We start from the raw sequence: 20,095 nt of genomic DNA on the forward strand, positions 1-20,095 counted from the left end.
GAAAAAGTAGGGATAAAATGCAGAAGGATGAAATAAAGGAACAAGAGACTAGACAGACAGTAGATTCAAAATATATTCAACAGCATCTTGCAAATGAACGGACCTATTTAGCATGGATCCGAACAGCTATCGCAATAATTGGTGTCGGATTTTTAGTAACCAATTTACATTTCAATATGATGTCTAGCCTCTCTCCAATAGGCGATCTTTTAGCAAACTTAATAGGGATCGCCTCTGTAGGACTAGGAATTGTTACTATTCTAATGGCTACAATGGTATATATGAGAAAGGTTACAACAATTAACCGGCAAACCTTTACGGCATCTAAAAAATATATCATTACACTCAGTATCTTAATTATTTTTATTACATTGCTATTTGGAGCCTATTTTTTAATGTTATAAAGTATTAAATTACATAAAGACAGAATAAAAAAGCACTTTGGAGTGTTTTTACATTTTTACATCTAATTGTTAATCATACAATCTGTATTTGTTTCTTTTTTCATTTTGGCAGCACAGCCTTATGCATTTCCTTTAGTTGCTTTTCTCTTAATTCAGGATGCTTTTCCTGCATGAATGGGAGCATCTCTTTAATTAAAATCACCGACTTTACATGCAATCTGGTCACTCGCTGCCATGACCCCAGTTCCTAACCCTAGTAGCATAACTGCAGTAAAAAAACCTGTAACTAATTTTTTCATTTTTTATCCCCCCATGCGATATTGCCTACAAGAATAATTTTATAATATTTAGTGCATATAACATGGAGCACTAGATATTGAAAAAAGACTTATATCTTGTCTTGAAAAAGCAAAATAATTAATATGCTATATTTTAGTACTTCATTAATGAAAGAAGCATGACAAACGATCGTTTTATGAATTTGTCATGCTTTTCCCGTCTAAATTAAGTCGTGGTCTGAAATAGATATAGCTGAACCAGTTGATGTATGCTGATTTACCCAGCCTAGTGAGGTTTCTGAAACAGCTAACCAATTAGGAATTTCATTCTGATGCTTTTCTACCCAGCTCATGCAATATTGAGGGTCAATATTATATTCTAGACATTGTGACAAAAAAGATTGAATGGTATCTTCATTACAATTTTCCCATGAGCCACATGTATAGCTCCAGACATTTTCCATTTTTGTTTGGATGGAAACATCGTTAATAAAATCACTGAATTGCCCTTCATGAACCACTTACAATCCCTCCGTTTAATTAGTTTTCACTTCATTCAGTATTTCCAAAGATTCATTAAAAAAGCCGTTGGAAAATATCAAAAGAAATGCGAAAATGATGATTAAGGAGGAATTAAAGTGAACAATCGAGGAAAAACAGCATTGGTCTTAGGAAGTAGTGGGCTCGTAGGGAAAGAGTTAGTAGAAACTTTAATTAAACAAAATACATATAATAAAATAGTGTTGTTGGTTCGAAGACCTATTGAAATTATCAATACTGTTTGTGAACCGCACGTGGTTGACTTTGATCATTTGGAAAACGAAGAAGTGCTATTTCAAGTTACTGATGTATTTTGCTGTTTAGGAACCACTATTAAAAAAGCAAAAACAAAGGAAGCCTTTCGTAAGGTGGATTTTGACTATCCAGTAGAAGCAGCGAAACTTGCTAGTAAACAAGGGGTTGAAAAATTTCTTATAGTGACCGCGATGGGAGCTAATCCAAAATCCCACTTTTTTTACAATCAAGTAAAAGGGGAGGTGGAGGAAGCACTAAACAAGCTGGAATTACCATCTCTTCATATTTTTCGCCCATCCTTGTTGTTAGGTAATAGAGAGGAATTCCGGTTCGGTGAAAAAATAGCAGCAAAAGCTAGTTATATAATGAACCTATTCATGGTAGGTCCATTAAAGACCTATAAAGCAATAGAGGCCAAAAAAGTAGCTGCCGCCATGGCAGAAGTAGCTTCATTCGAAGCGACAGGTGTACATCTGTATCCTTCACAGGAAATTGAAAGGATAGCAAAAAGGAAGCGATTTTAAGTCTCGTTTCCTTTTTGCTGGAATTAAGCAGCCTTTGCATTTTGTTGACGCATTTCTTTTGGTAAACAAGCGCTTATAATAGCAGCAAAGAAAAGTAAGATAGTCGCACCAACAAATGAACTGGTATAGCTGTTGGAATAATCAAATAACACACCAGGAATGAAGGATCCCAAGGCTGAGCCTAGCTGGTGGCTCATATATAAAAAACCTGTCACGACCCCAAGGGAAGATCCATGAAAATATCCAGCAAGTAATTTGACTGTCGGAGCAACAACTGCAAAATCAACTAAACCAAATACAATCGAAAAGATAAACAGCACCCAAGGATGCTCTATAAGAATTCCGAGCATTTGGCCATTTACTAGAAACACAAGTAAAAAGAGAATGGTAAGCCCGCGAATAAAATAAATGATGCTTAGCATTTTCCGATTGTCCCATTTATCAGCCAAAATCCCTGCAATAATTGTTCCTCCAGTATTAAATGCAGCTAGTAAACTAACAGCCGTTCCTGTTACAGCAACTGAAAATCCACAGCTCTGTGCAAATGGAATTAAATGTGTATCCATTAACCCGGTAGTTGTAATTCCACAAATGAAATATGGAAGGATAAGAAACCAAAAACCCCGAGAGGAAAGGAAGGATTGTTTTGACATTGATTCCGTAATCTCTTCTATATGTACTAATTTTTTCTCTTGATTTTCATCTTCCCCTAATGCTTTTAAACCCATGTCTGCCGGTTCCGATTTTAGGAAGATTCCTAGGACTGGAAATACAAAAAGGAGAAGAAAACCGCCTAAAAATAATACAGTATGTTTCCAACCGTATATATTAATCAAATATAGCGAGGCTGAAACCATAACCATTTGACCTGCACCAAATCCTGCTTCTACTAACCCAAGTGCTAACCCCTGCTTTTTACGAAACCATTTCGTAACAGCCATAGAAGCTGTAACTCCGGAAGCACCGCCAAATCCAAGTGATGAAACTACACCATATAATATAATTAGCTGCCAAATACTCGCTGCAAAAAAAGTAAGAATGGTTGTAACTCCCAAAAGAATAATACTATAGACAAAAATTCTTTTAATTCCATATTGATCTATCAGTTTTCCAATGAAAGGCTGAGAAATAGCAAAGATTAAAAAACTAATAAATGAGATGGCCGAAACGGTTCCACGTGAGGCAGAAAATTCATTCTCCCAGGGTGTCATGAATGCCCCGAAGGAATATCGTAATCCCTGTGCTGCTAACACTCCGATAAAGGAGACAGCTAATATAATCCAACCATAGTGTATTTTCATATTACTCAATTAAATTTTCCTCCCCAAACAATTATTAGTTTATTAAAATATATTTTATACTACTAATATGGACCGAGAAAGAATTATGATTAACTGATAGAAAAGTATAAGAATAGATGAAAAAAAGTTGAAATGAGGTAAATAAAATGGAAAAAGGTCTAGCAGGTAAGCGAATTGTCATCGGTAGTTCACGAAAAATTGAAGAATTACAAACATTGATTGAAAAACAAGGTGGAGTACCCCTTGTACGCTCCCTACAAGGGACAGTAATTTTAGCTGAGAAGGAAGTAGAGCCCGATTTAGTTGAATTTATTAAACGAGGTGCTGATTGGGTTATTTTTACCACAGGCATAGGTTTTGAAACGATGGTTAAGATCGCTGAAAAGCTAGGATGTGCAGAAGAATTTCTTTCAATTGTACGTGGCGCAAAGGTTGCTTCAAGAGGGTATAAAACCCTTGGAGCACTTAAAAAGATGGAGATTGTTCCCGTAGCTATCGATGAAGATGGAACGACAAAGGGATTAATACAAGCACTACAAAACGTTGATTTTTCCGAAAAAAAAGTCATGGTTCAGCTACATGGAGAAACAGCACAGAGGTTATCTCACTTTCTTGAGGAGCGGGGTGCTTTAGTACAAAAAATTCTTCCCTACCAACACTTTGCCCCAGATAGAGAGACGGTTCAAAAATTATGTCAAGAATTACAGAACACTGATTGTGATGCAGTATGTTTCACAACTGCTACCCAGGTACGTTCGCTATTTGATTATTCAAGAGCGAATAATTTTCATAATGAAATCGTCGAGGCCTTTCGGCATCATGTATTAGCCGTTGCCGTCGGAAAAGTTACTTCAGAAGCGCTGAAAGAGGAAGGGATTGAACGGGTTCTTGTTCCAGAGCATGAAAGAATGGGAGCTATGATTATCCAACTATCAAAATATTATCAAAATGAAACAACCATTTAAGCATACCTTCTACGAGGTATGCTTTTTTAATCACTTGTATAATGTGTCGAAAAAATCCATGTAAGAAAAATTGACAATTCGATTTATTTTTACATTTTTTTTAGTATGCTTATGTTAAATTGAAAAAGTATTCAGAAAATGTACAAGAAGTTAGCAGATCTACTTTTTACATAATGGATAATCAAATGCTTGCATCATTTAACAAAATGTAAGGTGCAAAGCCTATTTCAGGTCTGTAAAATAAGATTAAGATGCAGAATTTTCTGTAAAATACACACGTAACGATAAGGAGGCTGGTGATATTCCAAAATCCATTACAAAAGAACAATGTTTTTAAAGCGCTTACATTCTGTATTTTCGCTTATGTTTAATGTAATTGGAAATTATTTTACTTGTTAAAGGAGGACTTCTCTTTGCCAAACGAAAAAGTACAGCGAATATCCTTTTCCGATCTTGAAAAGAATTTTCTAGAGGTGGAACAAGGTCTAACAAACAAAGAAGCGGATGAAGAATCCAATCGATGCCTCTATTGCTATGACGCCCCATGTATTAAAGCCTGTCCAACAGGGATTGACATTCCAACCTTTATTAAAAAAATTGCCTCAGGAAACTTACTAGGCTCAGCAAAAACCATTATGTCGTCAAATCCAGTAGGTGCAAGTTGTTCAAGAGTTTGTCCCACAGAAGAACTTTGTGAAGGTGCTTGTGTCCTAAATCATTCAACAAAACCAATTATGATTGGTAATCTCCAAAGATATGCGACAGATTGGGCAATTAAAAATGAACAAACACTTTTCCAACCTGGAGAATCAAATGGTCGAACGGTCGCTGTAATTGGTGGTGGACCTGCTGGACTATCAGCGGCTAGAGAATTAGCTAGATTAGGATATGAGGTAACCATATTTGAAGCGGCAGACAAAGCGGGAGGATTAAACACATACGGCATCGTCTCCTTTCGCTTACCGCAAACGATTTCCTTCTGGGAAGTAGAACAAGTAGAAAAATTAAATGTAAAAATAAATACCAATACCGTAGTTGGAAGAGATGTCCCCGTTGAAGAAATCACTGAAAACTTTGACTATGTCATTTTAGCAGTTGGTATGGCTCATGTACCGAACCTGGGTATTGACGGTGAGGATTTAAATGGAGTCTATGATGCTATTGAATTTGTCAAGGCTACTAAAAGTGGTCAATTATCCAAGGACTTTGTCGGTAAGAGAGTGGTCGTAATCGGTGCAGGAAATACTGCGATTGACGGTGCCACTTGCTCCGTGCGTTTAGGTGCTGAAAACGTAAAAATCCTTTACCGAAGAACGGAAGATGAAATGACTGCTTACGATTTCGAATATGAATTTGCTAAGCAAGATGGAGTCGAATTTCGTTGGTTAACCGCACCGAAAAGAATCCTTGGTGATGAATCTGGAAATGTTACAGGAATTGAGTGTACCAAGATGATGCTTGGAGAACCAGAAAAGGATGGACGTCGTAGACCAGTTGAAATTGAAGGGTCTGAACACGTTTTACCAGTTGATGCTGTAGTGAAAGCAATCGGTCAAACAAGACATCTGGAGCTCATAAATAAATTTGGCCTTCAGCACGAAGGCGGGGTTGTAAAAGTAAATCAGGAAACATTCCAAACCTCCAATCCGAAAATATTCGCTTGTGGTGATGTGGTGTTTGGTAAGGGAAAAGGGGATGCAATGGTCGTTACCGCAGCCCAACAAGGAAAGAATGTGGCTTATGCTATTCACAAGCAATTTTCTGTTGTTGGATCTGCCTAGTACTTATTAAAAAGAAAAGGAGAGAAATTACGATGGCCGACTTACGTATTAATCTTGCAGGGATAAAATCTCCTAATCCATTTTGGCTGGCGTCAGCACCTCCTACCAATTCGGGTTATCAGGTACAGAGAGCATTTGAAGCTGGATGGGGAGGAGCCGTTTGGAAAACATTAGGAGACCCTATTTTGAATGTTTCCTCTAGATTTGCTGCTATTAGTTTTAACGGTCAAAGAGTTGCTGGCTTCAATAACATAGAGTTGATTACCGACAGACCATTGGATGTGAACTTAAAAGAAATCTATGAAACTAAAAAGAGATTTCCAAATCATGCAATTATTGCTTCGCTAATGGTGGAACCGAAACAAGAGAAATGGCATGAAATTGTTAAGCGTGTGGAAGATGTAGGTGTCGACGGACTTGAATTAAATTTTGGTTGTCCACACGGAATGGCCGAGCGAGGTATGGGAGCTGCCTCTGGGCAGGTGCCTGCTTTAGTAGAGCGTCAAACTTACTGGGTGAAAGAAGTGGCTAAAACACCAGTAATCGTAAAATTAACACCAAATATTACCGATATTACGGCAACTGCTGAAGCTGCCTGCAATGGCGGTGCAGATGCCATTAGTATGATTAACACGATTAATAGTTTGATGGGAGTGGACCTTGATTCCTGGAATACCATCCCACATGTGGCGGGAAAAGGAGCACATGGAGGATATTGTGGACCTGCAGTTAAACCTATTGCTTTAAATATGGTGGCAGAATGTGCACGGAACCCTCATATTAATGTACCTATTTCTGGTATTGGCGGAATATCCAACTGGAAGGATACAGTAGAATTTCTGTTAATGGGAGCAACTGGTGTTCAGGTATGTACGGCAGCGATGCATCATGGCTTCCGTATTGTCGAGGACATGATCGAAGGACTTAACAATTATTTAGATAGTAAAGGGATTGCCTCAGTTACAGATATTATTGGGAAATCAGTACCAAGATATTCCGACTGGGGTAACCTGGATCTAAACTACAATATTGTTGCAAAAATTAATACAGAAGTTTGTATTAATTGTAATAAGTGTCATATCGCTTGTGAAGATACCTCCCACCAGTGTATTGATATGCTGAAAGACGAAAATGGAAAAAGCTATTTGAAGGTTAGGGAAGAAGATTGTGTGGGCTGTAATCTTTGTTCAATTGTATGTCCTGTAGATGGGGCTATAGATATGGTAGAGGCAGCAAGAGAAATACCTCCAATGACTTGGAATGAACGCCAAGCTGCACTAAATGGTGCACTTGAATGTAAAGCAGACGTAGCTAAATAAGAATAGATTAGGAGGGAAAAATTGATGAAGAAAATAATTAAAAACGGAACAATTGTAACAGCAACAGATACGTATCAAGCTGAGGTCTTAATTGAAGATGGGAAAATAACACAAATTGGTTCCAATCTTTCCGCCATTGGAGCGGAAGTCATTGATGCGAAAGGCTGTCTTGTTTTTCCGGGGGGTATTGATCCACATACTCACTTAGATATGCCATTTGGCGGAACTGTCACAAAGGATGATTTCGAATCCGGAACGATAGCAGCTGCTTTCGGGGGTACGACTACAGTAATTGATTTCTGTTTAACGAATAAAGGGGAACCTCTGAAAAATGCCATTCAAACCTGGCATGATAAATCCCGAGAAAAGGCAGTAATTGATTATGGGTTCCATTTAATGATTTCAGAAATCAACGAAGAAGTCCTAAATGAACTTCCAAAGGTTATTAATGATGAAGGAATTACATCATTTAAAGTATTTATGGCTTATAAAAATGTGTTTCAAGCCGATGATGAAACACTATTTCGAACACTAGTAACCGCTAAAGAGCATGGCGGCTTAGTTATGGTTCATGCAGAAAACGGAGATGTGATTGATTATTTAACAAAGAAAGCTCTTGAGGAAGGAAAAACTGAACCGATTTATCATGCACTAACAAGACCTCCAGAACTTGAAGGCGAAGCCACAGGCCGTGCAGCTAAACTTACGGGTCTAGCAAACTCGCAATTATACGTAGTCCATGTATCTTGTGCAGATGCCGTGGAAAAAATTGCAGAAGCACGCAGTAAAGGGTTTGATGTATGGGGTGAAACGTGCCCGCAATATTTAGTTCTTGATCAAAGCTATTTAGAAAAACCAAATTTTGAGGGAGCAAAATATGTTTGGTCGCCGCCGCTTAGAGAAAAGTGGAATCAGGAAGTTTTATGGAACGCATTAAAGAGCGGCCAACTTCAGACACTTGGTTCTGATCAGTGTTCATTTGATTTTAAAGGACAAAAGGATTTAGGTAGAGATGATTTCACCAAAATCCCGAATGGCGGCCCAATTATTGAGGACCGTTTATCCATTTTATTCTCTGAGGGGGTGAAGAAAGGACGGATTAGTCTGAACCAGTTTGTTGATATTACTTCAACACGCATTGCCAAGCTCTTCGGATTATTCCCTAAGAAAGGAACTATTGCAATTGGTGCAGATGCAGACCTTGTTATTTTTGACCCGAATGTTGAAAGAGTAATATCTGCAGAAACCCATCATATGGCCGTTGATTATAATGCCTTTGAGGGAATGAAGGTTACTGGGGAGCCAGTATCTGTTTTAGTCCGCGGGGAGTATGTTGTTCGCGACAAACAGTTTGTTGGTAAACCAGGATCTGGTCAATATTTAAAGAGAGCAAGATATAATTTGAATACTACGCTAAACCAAGGTGAAACCCTATCAATCTAACAACTATTACTGCTAAAGTCTCCAACATTATTTGAACTACACTCCGGCAATTGCTCAGATTCTGAGCAGTTGCTCCCATTATTAAATTTTATTGTATTAGTCGGTTGTTTGAATTTTTGAATGTTACATTCTATAAAATTAAACCGAAATAAGGAGTGTTTACATGAAAAAAAGCCATTTAAAATCACCGGATTTATTACCAATTCATCAAAAAGACCGGACGATTACTAAATTAGGGTACTCGTTCATGTGGGTAGGAATGGTCGTTGTACTAGCAACGTTTGCAATTGGCGGTGCAGGGGTTATTAACCTATCATTGCCATGGGTTATTCTCGCAACTGTGATTGGAAGTCTTGCGATTGGTTTCTTTATTTCTTTAATTGCGGATATTGGGATAGAACATGGTATCTCTTTTCCTGTTTATATGAGAGCACCATTTGGAACAATCGGTACTCACATCCCATCCATTACTCGTGGTGTGACTGCATCGATGTGGTTTGGTATAAATACCTATTTTGGCGCAACAGCGATGAATGGTATATTAAATATTTTATTTGGCTTTGATAATTGGTTTGTTTGCTTCCTTATTTTTGCTGTCGTTCAATTAGTCAATACTGCCCTTGGGATAAAATCCATTGAACGGTTTGCCGATTTAGCGGCACCTATTATTCTCCTCATTTCATTATGGATGTATGTGACATTATCGGATCAGGCAGCAACTGCAGGAAGAGCTGTTTGGAGTTGGGTGGAATCACCAGTTACAGGCGGAGCAGCCTTTTCAGCCTTCTTAGTTGTTGTTTTTAGTAACATGGGCTTTTGGGCTACATTAAGTGCAGATATTCCTTCTATTTCTCGATTTATTAAAGCACCTGTTAATGAGAAAAATTGGTTTAAACGCAATAAAGGCTCATTAATTGGCAACCTTATAGCAATGCCATTAACGCAGACTTTTATGATTATCATTGGTGCCGTTTCTTATATTGCGGTATTGAATTACGACCCCGTTGTGGCTCTACAAAAAGCAGCAGGCGGATTTATCCTAGCTATTTTATTATTAATGATTGTATTAGCTCAATGGTCAACTAATACTGCAGCAAACGTGGTTCCAGCTGCAACGATTTTCTCAAATGTAGGTGGTCCTAAGTTTCCATTTTGGGCAGGAGTGATCACCGCTGGAGTTGTTGGAACAATTGTTCAGCCGTGGACATTATTTGGGGTTATTATTCCAATTTTACTCTTTGTAGGTGGGATTCTCTCAGCGATTGTTGGTATCCTGTTTTCTGATTATTACCTCCTACGTAAACGACGTGTAAATGTGCCAGAATTATACGAAGACAAAGGTCAGTATAAATACATGGGCGGAGTGAATCTAGCTGGTTTTATTGCTTGGGTAATAGGAGCTGTAGCATCTTATTTTGTACCGAATTATGGTTTCTTAGTAGGTTTCATTGTTGGTGGGGGAATCTATTATGTTCTCGCAAAATACTGGTGGTTCCAAAAGTTTCGTCAAGCAGAAATTGAAGATCCAAGTGATGAGAAATACTTAGGAATTAGCGTAGGGCGTGATTGGGTAATCGAGGAAAATGCCTACGAACCTATCATTGAAGATATTCCCAATAATGTAGATTTATACTAAAAAATGAAAATTGGAGGGATGGGCAGGATGTCAGAGCATCAACAATTTTTAGATGAACGAGATAAAATTGACTTTCTCATCCAAAAAGGATGCAGGATAAGTGGCGTGAGAGAGCATTTAAATGGTGCTTCGGTTGACTTCGTACATCCAAGTGGAAACGTAACCGAAACACTTCATATTGGTACAGCCAATGCAAGAAAATATTTTTCAAGTTTATTAATTAAACAGAATCAGGAGATCTAAGGATTACATCTGAAAGAAAAGGATTGGTGGATGAGAGCCAATCCTTTTCTTTACTAACATTCACTTCTTATATTTAAGGAGATAAATCTATGAAAGAACATTTTCAGTTAACAGTTGCAGATGTTTTTAAAAGAAAGCATTTTGAACATGCCAAAGTTATTGCAGGTGAAGGGGGGATCCATCGGATTGTTAAATGGGTACATGTCGTTGAAGTAACGAGTATCCGTAATCTATTAAATGGGAACGAGCTAATTTTATCAACAGGTGTTGCTTGGAAGGATCATTTAGGTTTATTTGTCTCACTTGTCAAAGAGTTAATCGAAAATAAGGCTGCAGGATTATGTATTGAAATAGGAACATATATTTCAGAAATACCGAGTGAAGTAATTAAATTAGCAGAAGAACATCAATTCCCTATTATAGTATTTCAACAAGAAGTTCCGTTTGTAGAAATCACACAAGATCTTCATTCGACCATTATAAATCAGCAATATCAAAAAATATCTGATTTAGAAAATTATTCCCAAAGCTTAAATAAACGACTATTAACGATTGAAACGTATGAAGATATACTCCAATTTATTTTTTCAGCATTAGATCTGCAAATCATCTTTCGATTGAAGGATCAGGATCATGAATTTGTGCCTGAAATAGGTCGTAATGAACAAATTTCAATTATTAACAAGTTAGAAAAATCAAAAAAACAGCCATGTGAATGGATTGCTTCCTCGCCCATATTTTTATTCGGTCAAGAATACGCTGAGCTGTATATCTATTCTGAGGATATTCCCGTTAGTGAATATGATTTATTAATTTTAGACCGAACAGCAACAGCTTTAGCTCAACATTTATTAAGAGATTTGTATGTTGAGGAGAAAAAGCGAGTGGAAGAATTTGAATGGCTCCACGGTTGGTTAGAGGGAGAGCATTCACTTGAGGATATTCAAGAATATTTAATCGAAAATGGAATAAAGACAAAGACCAATGATGCAACTGTATTAATTACCAAACTTATCTCCTTTAAGGATAAACTTAGCCAAGATGTTACTTACTTAAAACTATTATTTCGTTCTGTTTTTGAGCAGAATGGGTTTGCAGTAATTTTTGTTGAAAAAAGGAATGAAATAACCTTTATTCTTCTAAATAACCGACCTAAGAAAAATCTAAAGGAACGGATTAAAAGGGCCATTGATTCGATCCAAGAATCGGAGTTTATTAAGAAACAAAGTTCAGCAAAGCTTATTATTGCTGCTGGTAAATTTATTCAGGCATTTGATGACATACATAAAAGCTATCAAACAGCAAAAGAAACACTCCGGATTCAGCAAAAAATGACAAATAAACAAATTTATCATTTTTATGAGGATTTACATTTATATCGCCTGATTTCGCAAATGAGTAAACATACTGACTTACAAGAGCTAGCCTCTGAGTACCTTCATCCGGTTATTCAGTATGATCAAAAATATAATGGTAAGCTGCTAGAAACACTAAAAGCCTATTTAGAATGTAATGGCTCAAAGCAAGAAACTTCTAACAAGCTGTTCATAGTAAGACAGACACTCTATCATCGTCTGCAAAAACTTGAAAACTTATTAGGAGAAGACTTTATGGAACACGAAAAGCGGGTAGCCATTGAATTCATGCTGCTTGTGTATGATTACCTGGCCGCCTCTCAGCCCAAGAAGATAAATCAAGTACTTTAAAACTATGTTAGTAAAAGAACATTGTTGATTTTTATGTCCTGTTGATTGGAGCGGAAGGCACGTAGACTCCTGTGGGAGTACGGTTCAGGCGAGACCCCGCAGGCGCAAGCGCCGAGGAGGCTCGCCGAAACGCCCACGGAAAGCGAAGTGCCTGGAGCGGAAATCAACAGGCAAATTTAACAGAGCCTAAAACTAATGAACATGTTCATTTTGTCGAAGAAATACTTCTTTAGGTTTTACGGAATGTCTAATGAAAGCAGGAAGTAGTTTCGAGATAATATGAGTATAAGGGATTAATTAACCGAATTTTGCAATTATTTTTGAAGAATGAGGAGGATAAAACATGAGCGTAACAAAAAACGAAACAGTCGTACTTAAAAATTTTATTAACGGTGAATGGGTTAGTTCGAACAGTGTTCAAACCCTAGATGTTCCAAATCCAGCCACAAATGAAGTAATCACAAAGGTGCCTGTGTCTTCAAAAGAAGATGTAAATCTTGCTGTTAACGCAGCTAAGGAAGCATTTAAAAAGTGGAAAAACGTACCAGTTCCAAAGCGGGCAAGGATTCTATTTAAATATCACTATTTATTAACAGAGAACCATGAGGATTTGGCTAGATTGATTGTTCAAGAGAATGGAAAGGCTTACAAAGAGGCTTATGGAGAAGTTCAACGTGGTATCGAGTGTGTTGAATTTGCCTCAGGTGCACCTACATTAATGATGGGAGAAACATTATCTGGTATTGCTGAGGATATCGATTCAGAAATGTTCCGCTACCCATTAGGTGTTGTTGGGGGTATTACTCCATTTAACTTCCCGATGATGGTACCTCTATGGATGTTCCCGCTAGCCGTTGCATGTGGAAACACCTTTGTATTAAAACCATCTGAACGGACACCGATTTTAGCTAATCGATTAGCAGAGCTCTTTACTGAGGCAGGAGCACCAAATGGGGTTTTAAATGTAGTACATGGTGCACACGATGTGGTTAATGGACTATTAGAACATAAGGATATTGCAGCGATCTCCTTTGTAGGTTCACAACCGGTCGCAAAGTATGTATATGAGCGTGCTGCAGCAGAAGGTAAACGTGTTCAAGCACTCTCTGGAGCAAAAAACCACCACATTGTTATGCCAGATGCCGATATGGATAAGGCGGTACAACATATCATAAGTTCTACATTTGGCAGTGCAGGTCAACGCTGTATGGCATGTAGTGCAGTTATCGTGGTGGGAGACAATGAGCCATTTGTAGCAGCATTAAAGAAAAAAGCTGATGAATTAATTATCGGGAACGGTATGGACGATGAAGTATTATTAACTCCTGTCATTCGTAAAGAACATAGAGATAAAGTACTTACTTATATTGAAAAGGGAATTTCAGAAGGTGCTGATTTAATTAGAGATGGTCGAAGAGAGATGGATGAAATTCCAGAAGGGAACTTCTTAGGACCTACCATCTTTGATCGTGTTACCCCTGAAATGACAATTGCCAAGGACGAAATCTTTGCTCCTGTCTTAAGCCTACTACGTGCAAAGGACTTAGACGAGGGATTGGAGTATATTCGAAAATCGCGGTATGGAAATGGAGCAACCATCTATACAAACAATGCAAAAGCGGTTCGACAGTTCCGGGAAGAAGCAGACGCAGGGATGCTTGGTATTAACGTTGGGGTCCCCGCAACGATGGCCTTTTTCCCATTCTCAGGCTGGAAGGATTCTTTCTATGGTGACCTTCACGTCAACGGAAAAGACGGGTTAAACTTCTATACACGCAAAAAAATGATTACTTCACGTTTTGATGCTTAAAATAGGGAGGGAGAAGGATGGTTCAAACAAGTCGAACTCAAGAGAATTTATTAGAGCAGGACGATAAGTATGTTTGGCATTCAATGAAACCATATAACCCAAAGGCAACGATTGTAGCTACAAAAGCGGAAGGTTCATGGGTAACAGATGCAGATGGCAAACGATATTTAGATGCGATGGCAGGACTATGGTGTGTGAATGTTGGTTATGGTAGAACAGAACTAGCAGAAGCTGCTTATGAGCAATTAAAAGAGATGGCTTATTTTCCACTTTCTCAAAGCCACGTACCAGCCATTAAATTAGCAGAAAAACTGAATGAATTACTTGGCGATGAATACGTCATCTTTTTTTCAAACAGCGGGTCGGAGGCAAACGAAACAGCCTTTAAAATCGCGCGCCAATATCACCAGCAAAAGGGTGAACATAATCGTTATAAAATCGTTTCCCGTTACCGCGCATATCACGGAAACTCAATGGGCGCTTTAGCTGCAACAGGGCAGGCTCAAAGGAAATACAAATATGAACCACTTGCACCAGGGTTCATTCACGTCGCACCACCTGATTCCTACCGAGACGATACACAAGTGACAAATGCAAGGGAACTTTCCTCTGTAAAAGAGATAGACAGGACAATGACTTGGGAGTTAAGTGAGACCATTGCTGCTATGATTATGGAACCAATTATAACCGGTGGGGGAGTTCTTGTTCCACCCGACGGTTATATGAAGGCAGCAAAAGAGGTTTGTGAAAAACATGGTGCCCTTTTGATTGTGGATGAGGTTATATGCGGCTTTGGCCGCACAGGTAAACCATTTGGTTTTATGAACTACGGTGTAAAACCAGATATTATTACTATGGCAAAAGGTATTACAAGCGCCTATTTACCACTTTCAGCGACTGCCGTTCGAAAAGAAATCTATGAAGCGTTTAAAGGATCAGAAGAATATGATTACTTCCGTCATGTGAATACCTTCGGTGGAAATCCAGCAGCTTGCGCACTTGCATTGAAAAATCTTGAAATTATGGAAAAGGAAAAACTGTTTGATCGTTCAAGAGACCTAGGTGAACAATTATTAAATGATTTAACTAATCTTCTTCAGGATCATCCTTATGTAGGGAATGTCCGCGGAAAAGGATTGTTAATTGGGATTGAACTAGTTAAAGATAAAAATACAAAGGATCCTTTGGACGCTGAACTAGTCAATCAAGTAATTGTTCATTGTAAGCAGGAAGGGATTATAATTGGTAAGAATGGAGCAACGGTAGCTGGTTTCAACAATGTTTTAACCTTGGCTCCACCTTTAAATATTGAGCACAAGGATTTACAATTTATCACTAAAACACTTACAGAAGCCCTTAGAAAAATTGTATAAAAGATAGAAGAGAACATTTGTCAGCTTACATTTTGTAAGTGACAAATGTTCTTTTTTTCATGTAAGGAAATGTTCACAAAGTGAACAAAACAGGAAAAGTCTAGGTCAATTCTATTCAATGAGAAAAAAATGTCGAAATACTCCGAAAGAGTGATTGACAGAAATGGAGCATCGGTTATAATTAAATTAGCAAATGTTCATCCAAGATTTACATAATTTCATTTATTTATATTTTTTTTATTTAATATGTAACCGTTTACTTGTTTGGAAAGAAAGGGAGTTTCAAATTTTCATACTATTAAAGATTAGGTGAAGGTACTTATGGCGGATGAAAAAATTTCGCGCCTCGTTGAAGTGGCCAAATTGTATTACCAATTAGACTATAGTCAACAGGATATTGCGAAAAAATTAGGTATTTCCCGCCCCACCGTCTCAAGGCTTTTAATGCAAGCCGTCCAGGAAGGCGTTGTTCATATTAAAATATGTGATCCGGCTGAGGATGTTCAGGAACTCGCAGCACAGGTCAAGGAGCTTTTTCAATTAAAACATTGTATTGTTGCTCCAATCCCTGAGTACGAAGATGAACTGATAAAAGATAAGCTAGGAGAAGTTTCCGCGGGTTACTTAAATGACATTGTCCAGAGCGGCGATACCATTGGAATTACTTGGGGAACAACCCTTTTTCAACTAGTGAAAAATTTACAGCCTAAGAACGTGAAGGATGTCACTGTTGTTCAGCTTAATGGTGGGGTGAGTTACTCAGAGTCAAACACTTATGCTTCAGAGATTATCAATGGATTAGCCAATGCTTTTCATACGACACCCCATTTTTTACCTGTTCCTGCAGTTGTTGACCACATTGTTGTCAAGCAAGCAATTATTGCTGACAGACATGTCAATAAAATATTAGAACTAGGTAAACAGTCAAATATTGCTATTTTCACAGTGGGTGAGCCAGGTGAAAACTCTACTTTGATGCATGCAGGCTATTTTTTAGACAATGATGTAGAGATTCTAAAATCGAATAAAACAGTTGGGGATATTTGTTCTAGATTTATTGATATTGAAGGGCGAATAAGCCATGAAGCTTTAAATGATCGAACAATCGGTATTGAACTCTCCCATTTAGCGGAAAAAGAGTTTGGCATTCTTATTGCAGGAGGAAATACAAAAATTGATGGGATATTTGGCGCCTTAAAAGGTAAGCATGCAAATGTTCTCATAACCGACCAATATACTGCCAAGGCTTTACTCGAAATGGGAGGTGATTAGCATTAATGGATAAAGAAAAGATTAGAGTACTAGTTGAAGAGATTGTTAAAGCCACTCTAAAGCAACCAAAGCAAATACCAATTGCTGCTTCAAACAGGCATATTCACTTATCGCCCGAACATGTGGATAGATTATTTGGAAAAGGCCATCAATTAAACAAGCTGAAGGATTTGTCACAACCAAATCAATTTGCAGCAAAGGAAACAGTTACATTAATTGGCCCTAAGGGAAAGATTCAGAATGTCCGTGTCCTTGGTCCTGCTCGTGGAAGTACACAAGTGGAAGTATCCTTATTTGATGGCTTTACACTTGGTGTAAAACCTCCTATTCGTATTTCCGGCGATATTAAAGGAACAGAAGCTATTACGATCCAAGGACCACGAGGACAAGTCACGATTAATGAGGGTTTGATTTGTGCAGCTCGCCATATTCATATGCATACAAGTGATGGTGAAAGTTTTGGTGTTTCTGACGGAGATCGTGTTCAAGTAAAAGTCGAGGGTGAACGCGGAGTTATATTTTCAAACGTACTTATTCGTGTTTCACCAAAATACAAACTTGAAATGCATATCGATATTGATGAAGCAAATGCAGCAAACATCAAAAATGGACAGCTTGGTGAAATTGTAGCCATTGAAAGTCGCGTGCAAGTGAGCGGGGGTTGATGCTGGTGGATATCCAATCACAGATTAAAATATTAGTTCAGCAAGTGGTCGAAGCGTACTTAAAAGAAAAAATACTAGAGAATGAGAAAAAGCCGATTGCTATTCTATTAGGTTATCAATCCCCAAATCCTTCTCATGTTTTGGAAGCGATTACCCCGCTCCTTAATACTTACGAAGTAAAATTGATTGTATCAAAAGAGTGGGTTAACTCATCTTCAACTATTAGCGAACGACCATTTGTTTTATTAGAAGAGATTAATCAGCAAGAATTGACTGCGATTATTGAAGAATCATCCGTTCTGGTTGTTCCTGCTGCTTCCTATCAATTGATATCCAAGCTGGCATTAACAATGGATGATGAACTGGCAGTTTGGGTTACTATTCAATATCAATTACTTGGAAAGCCGGTTGTTATCGCAAGCAATGGGGTAGAACCAAATGTTTATCAACAAATTCATGCTCCACATAGTGTTCAGGAGCGCATACAGTCTTACATAAGACAAATTCAGACCGACCAGGTGAAATGGGTACCGTTAAATAAGCTTACTCAAACGGTGGAACATCAATTTACTGCTTACGAAGAAAAGCAGTCTCTTATTCTAGCGAAGCATGTGGAAAAGGCCTTTCACACAGGATTAAAGGAACTGGTTGTTCCACTAAAGAGTAAGATTACTCCTTCAGCAAAGGATTTAGCGAAAGAATTAAAGATTGTGATTACGAAATCAGACGCTTGAAAGGAGGGACGCAATGATTATTTGTAAGGTAGTTGGTTCCATTGTATCCACCACTAAAGCAGAGAAGTTGACTGGGAAGAAACTTCTTATTGTACAGCCATTAGATATGAAGAGTATTGAGGAAGACGGAAAACCACTCGTTGCTATTGATACTGTAGGGTCTGGTGTCGGAGAAGTAGTGCTACTAGTCAGCGGAAGCTCAGCAAGACAAACAGAAATTACAAACGGTGTCCCCGTTGATGCGGCAATTGTAGGGATTGTCGATCAAATTGAAATACAAGGGTCATTAACCTTTAAAAAAGGAGGTAATTAATTTTGCAAATAAATGAAACCGATATCAAAAAAATGGTTGAACAAGTTCTTCAGCAATTAGGTCAAAACCAAACGGCTGATGCACCTACTTCTCCACAAAATGATATTAGCTTAGGCGATGGTGTGTTTGCTACTGTTGATGAAGCTGCAGATGCAGCAAGAGTTGCTTGGGAAAAGCTTCGTAAACTGCCATTGTCAACAAGAAGACAAATGATTGAAAACATGAGAGAAACAAGCCGCAAGCATGTTAATGAATTAGCACAGCTTGCAGTAGAAGAAACAAAACTTGGTAGAGTCGGAGATAAAGTTGCCAAAATTCTTTTAGCAACAAATAAGACACCTGGTGTGGAAGATTTGGTTAGTACTACTTTTTCTGGTGATGATGGTTTAACACTTGTTGAATATGCATCAATTGGAGTATTTGGCTCCATTACACCTTCTACTAACCCGGCAGCAACAGTCATTAACAATTCGATCTCATTGATTGCAGCAGGGAATACGGTTGTTTACAATCCACATCCAAGTGCAAAAGAAGTTTCTATTAGAACACTAAAACTTTTGAACCAAGCGATTGTAGCAGCAGGCGGTCCTGAAAATACGCTAACATCTGTTGCGACACCTAACTTAGAGACGTCAGCACAGGTAATGAACCACCCAAAGGTTAACGCACTTGTGGTTACAGGCGGAGGACCTGTTGTAAAAGCAGCGATGTCTGTCGGTAAGAAAGTTATTGCAGCAGGGCCAGGGAATCCTCCTGTTGTTGTAGATGAAACTGCGATTATTTCAAAGGCAGCAGCAGATATTGTTAAAGGTGCAAGCTTTGATAACAATGTTCTATGTACGGCTGAAAAAGAAGTGTTCGTTGTTGACAAGGTGGCTAATGCCCTTAAGGCAGAAATGGTAAAGATTGGGGCTGTTGAACTTAAAGGCTTCCAATTCGAAAAACTACTTGAAACAGTCCTTGTAAAGAAAAACGATAAGTTTTATCCAAACAGAGACTACATTGGAAAAGATGCCTCTGTTATTCTACAAGCTGCAGGCATTCAAGCCGGTCCAAATGTGAAACTGATTATTGCTGAAACGACAAAGGATCATCCATTAGTGATGACAGAAATGTTAATGCCAGTTTTACCGATTGTCAGAGTTCCTGATGTCGATAAAGCCATTGAGTTAGCTGTTATTGCTGAAAAGGGTAACCGTCATACAGCGATTATGCACTCACAAAATGTAACCAACTTAACAAAAATGGCACAGGAAATCCAAGTGACAATCTTTGTTAAAAATGGGCCATCTGTTGCTGGACTCGGCTATGAAAGTGAAGGATTCACCACTTTAACTATTGCCGGCCCAACAGGTGAAGGATTAACCAGCGCTAAAACATTTACGCGCCAGCGCCGCTGTGTTTTAGTTGATGGATTTAGAATCATATAGTGGGGTGTTTGTAATTGGCTAAGGCAAAAGAAGAAAAAAACGTCACTTCACAAGAAGAAAAAGCAAAAAAACAAGAAAAACCAAAATTAGAGGTTATAACTAA

18 protein-coding genes are annotated in these 20,095 nt (G+C 38.2%); 16 read left to right on the forward strand and 2 right to left on the reverse strand.

Features of this window, described 5'->3' with window-relative positions; all coding sequences use genetic code 11:
- Nucleotides 1-17: 17 nt before the first annotated feature.
- The gene (locus AA0X95_RS15185) at nt 18-404 is read left to right on the forward strand and encodes a YidH family protein (RefSeq protein WP_413299194.1); all 387 of its coding nucleotides are present in this window, start codon (nt 18-20) and stop codon (nt 402-404) included.
- Between the two features lie 499 nt (nt 405-903).
- Here the strand turns inward: AA0X95_RS15185 and AA0X95_RS15190 are convergent, their stop codons facing one another.
- Nucleotides 904-1,203 (reverse strand): hypothetical protein, encoded by a 300-nt coding sequence (locus AA0X95_RS15190; protein ID WP_413299196.1) that lies wholly within the window; start codon nt 1,201-1,203, stop codon nt 904-906.
- 117 nt (nt 1,204-1,320) lie between these two features.
- Between AA0X95_RS15190 and AA0X95_RS15195 the strand changes: the two genes are divergently transcribed.
- On the forward strand, nt 1,321-2,001 hold the full coding sequence (locus AA0X95_RS15195) for an oxidoreductase (protein WP_413299198.1): 681 nt from the start codon (nt 1,321-1,323) through the stop codon (nt 1,999-2,001).
- A gap of 23 nt (nt 2,002-2,024) precedes the next feature.
- On the opposite strand, the gene AA0X95_RS15200 is transcribed toward AA0X95_RS15195, so the two are convergent.
- A complete protein-coding gene (locus AA0X95_RS15200) occupies nt 2,025-3,302 on the reverse strand; it encodes an MFS transporter (RefSeq protein WP_413310057.1) in 1,278 nt (425 codons plus the stop codon).
- Nucleotides 3,303-3,448: 146 nt separating this feature from the next.
- Here AA0X95_RS15200 and AA0X95_RS15205 point away from each other — a divergent pair, with 146 nt between their 5' ends.
- The 14 genes from AA0X95_RS15205 (at nt 3,449) to AA0X95_RS15270 (ending at nt 19,992) form a co-directional block, all read left to right on the forward strand.
- Nucleotides 3,449-4,267, forward strand: coding sequence for a uroporphyrinogen-III synthase (locus tag AA0X95_RS15205; RefSeq protein ID WP_413299200.1), 819 nt, complete (start codon nt 3,449-3,451; stop codon nt 4,265-4,267).
- A gap of 413 nt (nt 4,268-4,680) precedes the next feature.
- On the forward strand, nt 4,681-6,048 hold the full coding sequence (locus tag AA0X95_RS15210) for an NAD(P)-dependent oxidoreductase (RefSeq protein ID WP_413299202.1): 1,368 nt from the start codon (nt 4,681-4,683) through the stop codon (nt 6,046-6,048).
- A 32-nt stretch (nt 6,049-6,080) separates the two neighbouring features.
- On the forward strand, nt 6,081-7,367 hold the full coding sequence (preA, locus tag AA0X95_RS15215; protein WP_413299204.1) for an NAD-dependent dihydropyrimidine dehydrogenase subunit PreA: 1,287 nt from the start codon (nt 6,081-6,083) through the stop codon (nt 7,365-7,367).
- Nucleotides 7,368-7,391: 24 nt separating this feature from the next.
- On the forward strand, nt 7,392-8,810 hold the full coding sequence (gene hydA / locus AA0X95_RS15220; protein WP_413299206.1) for a dihydropyrimidinase: 1,419 nt from the start codon (nt 7,392-7,394) through the stop codon (nt 8,808-8,810).
- Between the two features lie 163 nt (nt 8,811-8,973).
- Entirely contained in the window at nt 8,974-10,446 is a 1,473-nt protein-coding gene (locus tag AA0X95_RS15225; RefSeq protein ID WP_413299208.1) for an NCS1 family transporter, read from the forward strand.
- A gap of 27 nt (nt 10,447-10,473) precedes the next feature.
- On the forward strand, nt 10,474-10,689 hold the full coding sequence (locus AA0X95_RS15230) for a hypothetical protein (protein WP_309862474.1): 216 nt from the start codon (nt 10,474-10,476) through the stop codon (nt 10,687-10,689).
- Nucleotides 10,690-10,778: 89 nt separating this feature from the next.
- Complete coding sequence (locus AA0X95_RS15235; protein WP_413299210.1) at nt 10,779-12,395, forward strand: PucR family transcriptional regulator; 1,617 nt, start codon at nt 10,779-10,781, stop codon at nt 12,393-12,395.
- 343 nt (nt 12,396-12,738) lie between these two features.
- Nucleotides 12,739-14,205 (forward strand): CoA-acylating methylmalonate-semialdehyde dehydrogenase, encoded by a 1,467-nt coding sequence (locus AA0X95_RS15240; RefSeq protein WP_413299212.1) that lies wholly within the window; start codon nt 12,739-12,741, stop codon nt 14,203-14,205.
- 17 nt (nt 14,206-14,222) lie between these two features.
- Complete coding sequence (locus tag AA0X95_RS15245) at nt 14,223-15,578, forward strand: aspartate aminotransferase family protein (RefSeq protein WP_413299214.1); 1,356 nt, start codon at nt 14,223-14,225, stop codon at nt 15,576-15,578.
- Between the two features lie 321 nt (nt 15,579-15,899).
- Nucleotides 15,900-16,850, forward strand: a complete 951-nt coding sequence (locus tag AA0X95_RS15250; protein WP_413299216.1) for a sugar-binding transcriptional regulator — start codon at nt 15,900-15,902, stop codon at nt 16,848-16,850.
- Between the two features lie 5 nt (nt 16,851-16,855).
- The gene (gene pduL / locus AA0X95_RS15255) at nt 16,856-17,515 is read left to right on the forward strand and encodes a phosphate propanoyltransferase (protein ID WP_413299218.1); all 660 of its coding nucleotides are present in this window, start codon (nt 16,856-16,858) and stop codon (nt 17,513-17,515) included.
- Between the two features lie 5 nt (nt 17,516-17,520).
- Complete coding sequence (locus AA0X95_RS15260; RefSeq protein ID WP_413299220.1) at nt 17,521-18,249, forward strand: hypothetical protein; 729 nt, start codon at nt 17,521-17,523, stop codon at nt 18,247-18,249.
- Between the two features lie 13 nt (nt 18,250-18,262).
- Complete coding sequence (locus AA0X95_RS15265; RefSeq protein WP_335532546.1) at nt 18,263-18,562, forward strand: EutN/CcmL family microcompartment protein; 300 nt, start codon at nt 18,263-18,265, stop codon at nt 18,560-18,562.
- A 2-nt stretch (nt 18,563-18,564) separates the two neighbouring features.
- Nucleotides 18,565-19,992 (forward strand): aldehyde dehydrogenase family protein, encoded by a 1,428-nt coding sequence (locus AA0X95_RS15270; RefSeq protein WP_413299222.1) that lies wholly within the window; start codon nt 18,565-18,567, stop codon nt 19,990-19,992.
- Nucleotides 19,993-20,095: the final 103 nt, after the last annotated feature.

Origin of the sequence: Neobacillus phoenicis (genome assembly GCF_047302305.1) — a bacterium.
GTDB lineage: Bacteria > Bacillota > Bacilli > Bacillales > Cytobacillaceae > Neobacillus.